This is a genomic window from bacterium, from assembly GCA_012517375.1.
Taxonomy (GTDB): Bacteria; Hydrothermota; Tepidihabitantia; order B3-TA06; family B3-TA06; genus JAAYVC01.
On sequence record JAAYVC010000116.1, the window covers coordinates 1 to 2803 of the forward strand.

Below are 2803 nucleotides of genomic sequence, written 5' to 3' on the forward strand. Positions count from 1 at the left end.
GGTGGCGGTGGTGGCGGCTGGTAACAAAGATGATTTCACACTCGTCTTCTTTCATGATAAGGAGACAATTATGAAAAAATTATTCTTAAGTATCTTGTTGCCGTTGGTCCTTGTTGGTGCCCAGTATCCGGAACCGCCCGGGAAGGATCAATACATAGTGGACGAGGCTCAGATAATCTCGACTTCATACGGGCAGCAGATAACGGATATATGCAGAGGGCTTGAAGAATCCAAAGGCATAAAGATGCAGGTTCTTACAATCCTTTCCACAAATGGTGAAGAAATTGGTCCGTTTGCCGAAAATGTTAGGCTTTCATGGGCTGATGACACTATAAAAGACAACACACTTCTTATAGTGGTATCCAAAGAAGATCATGCTGTAACGACTTCTCTCGGTGAAAAGGTCGGGGGGTTTATTCCTCAATCGACCGTTGACCGGGTCAGGCGCGATGTATTCATTCCGAACTTCAGGGAAGGCAATTACGGCAGGGGCATCTTCTGGGCGGCTAGAATCTATGAGCGCGATATCAAGGGAACTGAAGACGCCGTTCTTGATTACGAAGAAGATCCTGAAATTAAAGAAGGTAAAAGCTATTCGGTCGATCAGGACGCAATCGATTGCTGCGTTAAAGCCGCGTGCCTTTTTGGCTGGTGGATGTGGTGGCAGGATTTGTGGGATCACGATCATCATCATCATCATCGGCACGGATGGTCTGACGACTAATCATTTTGCATGAGAAGGTTTCTGGAGACGGCTTCATTAATTTTTTCACCACTGGTTCTTCTCGCATCTAAGTATCCCAGCCCGCCTCCTCCAGGCGAGTACGTTCGAGATGATGCCGGCGTTCTTTCTCCATCCGATATCGCAAGAATCAACGCGCTATGCAGTGAAGTGGAGGAAAAGACAACCGCAGAGATGGCGGTGCTCGTGCTCTCCTCGACAGGGAACGAGGTGATTTCTGCGTATGCTACCAATCTTGGCAACTACTGGAAGGTCGGGCAGGCATCCCGAGACAACGGTCTTGTGATGGTCGTCGCGATAGATGACAGGCAGGTGTTTACGGCTACAGGGTCGGGTATGGAGGGGATACTTCCTGATGCGACGGTGTACCAAATCTACAAACAGGTGCTGGTTCCTAACTTCAAGAAAGCGAAGTATGGCACAGGCATTTACAAGGCTTTGCAGGTTTACGCGAAGGAAATAGGCAAACATTATTCAGAAAACCTCGAAAGTGCAAGGGGAGCACCTATCGTACGCAAGGGGATATGGGCTGAAATCCCGATATGGGCATGGGTTTTCATTCTCATGGTGATTGGTTTCAACGTTCTCAATATTGTTGCAAAAGCGGGAAAGAAACGCGGCGCAACTGGCTGGTTCTGGACAACTTTCGGGTCCTCAGGTTCTTCATCGGGCGGCGGATTCTCGGGAGGTTCGTTCGGCGGTGGCGGCTTTTCAGGCGGCGGCGGAGGCGGCGGATGGTAGCTGCGAAAATGAATATTAAACCGATTTCAGAGGTAAATATGAGGATGAATCGAATACTTAAAACGGCATTTGCTTTGTCGTTCTTGTTATTACTTCCGAGTCTAATATCGGCAGCCGATTACCCGGCAAGGCCTCAGCCTGACGTTTTTGTCGTTGACGAGACAGGCGCCCTTTCAAGAGCCGATTTAGAGAGAATCAACTCGCTCTGCCGTGAGGTAGAGCAAAAGACTACTGCCCAGATGGCGGTGCTCGTAATCTCATCCACCGACGGCCGGGAAATCTCCATGTACGCAACCGAGGTAGGCAATCTCTGGGGCGTAGGCCAGGCATCCCGAGATAACGGGCTGTTAATGGTCGTGGCGATTGACGACCGCGAGGTCTTTACCGCCACAGGCTCGGGCATGGAGGGCTACCTGACCGATGCGCAGATAGACAAGATTTACAGGCAGGTACTTGTTCCTAACTTCAAGAACCAGAGATACGGCGAGGGGATATACAAGGCGCTTCAGGCTTACGCCGCATCAATAGAGAAGGAATACGATGTAAATCTTACCAGTACAAAGGGAGCTCCGCACATCCGCGAGCACGAAGGCTGGTTTAAGAAGAATCTCTTCTGGATTATCTTCGGCGGTTTCTGGGTTCTTCTAATCGCTTTTATGATCTTCGCCAAACCCAAGGGCTCGTCTTCAGGTTCCTCGAGTTCGAGCTACTGGTCGTCCTCAAGCTCTTCCAGTTCGAGCTCCTCGTCGTCTTCTAGCAGCGGCTTCAGCAGCGGAGGGGGAGGGGGGTTCGGCGGCGGCAGTTTTTCCGGAGGTGGAGGTGGCGGTAAATGGTAATGGCATTGTTTATTACTCAAATCGAAAGCTTTGAAAGTGGGCAGAAAAACTGCCCGTGCTTCACCGGAAAGCACCTTTTTCACGGAGGCGGAGGATGCGGCAAATGGTAGCGCTAACTCGCCAAGGTCCAGTTATATTAATCGTGGATTCTATCCCGGAAAGTGTCTTTGCTATGGAGGCGGAGGAGAAGGCGGTATCCAGAAAAGGAATTTTGAATATAATAAATCAAATTAACAAAAGAGGAGCGAAAAATGAACGCACCAGTTAATCCCGAAATCCAGTCGCCCGTAGCGCCCGTTCGCAAGAGCCGCGCGGGATGGATAATAGGCATCATCGTCGTGCTCGTTGTCGTGTTCCTGGGCGGAGGCCTGTGCAGTTCCTACAACAACATGGTCAGGCTTAACAAGGACGTTGACGAGAAATGGGCGAACATCGAAACCCAGCTCACGCGCCGCAGCGATCTTATACCCAATCTCGTAGCCAC

The 2803-nt window shown here is 50.4% G+C and carries 4 protein-coding genes; all 4 read left to right on the forward strand.

Annotated features, from left to right (window positions below):
- The first annotated feature begins 70 nt into the window (after positions 1–70).
- Positions 71–724, forward strand: coding sequence for a TPM domain-containing protein (locus tag GX441_12255; protein ID NLI99412.1), 654 nt, complete (start codon positions 71–73; stop codon positions 722–724).
- A 9-nt stretch (positions 725–733) separates the two neighbouring features.
- Complete coding sequence (locus tag GX441_12260; GenBank protein ID NLI99413.1) at positions 734–1483, forward strand: TPM domain-containing protein; 750 nt, start codon at positions 734–736, stop codon at positions 1481–1483.
- Complete coding sequence (locus GX441_12265; protein NLI99414.1) at positions 1477–2319, forward strand: TPM domain-containing protein; 843 nt, start codon at positions 1477–1479, stop codon at positions 2317–2319. The genes GX441_12260 and GX441_12265 overlap by 7 nt, the downstream gene beginning before the upstream one ends.
- Positions 2320–2570: 251 nt before the next feature.
- Positions 2571–2803, forward strand: a 233-nt coding sequence (locus tag GX441_12270; protein ID NLI99415.1) for a LemA family protein, incomplete at its 3' end; no start/stop codon positions are given.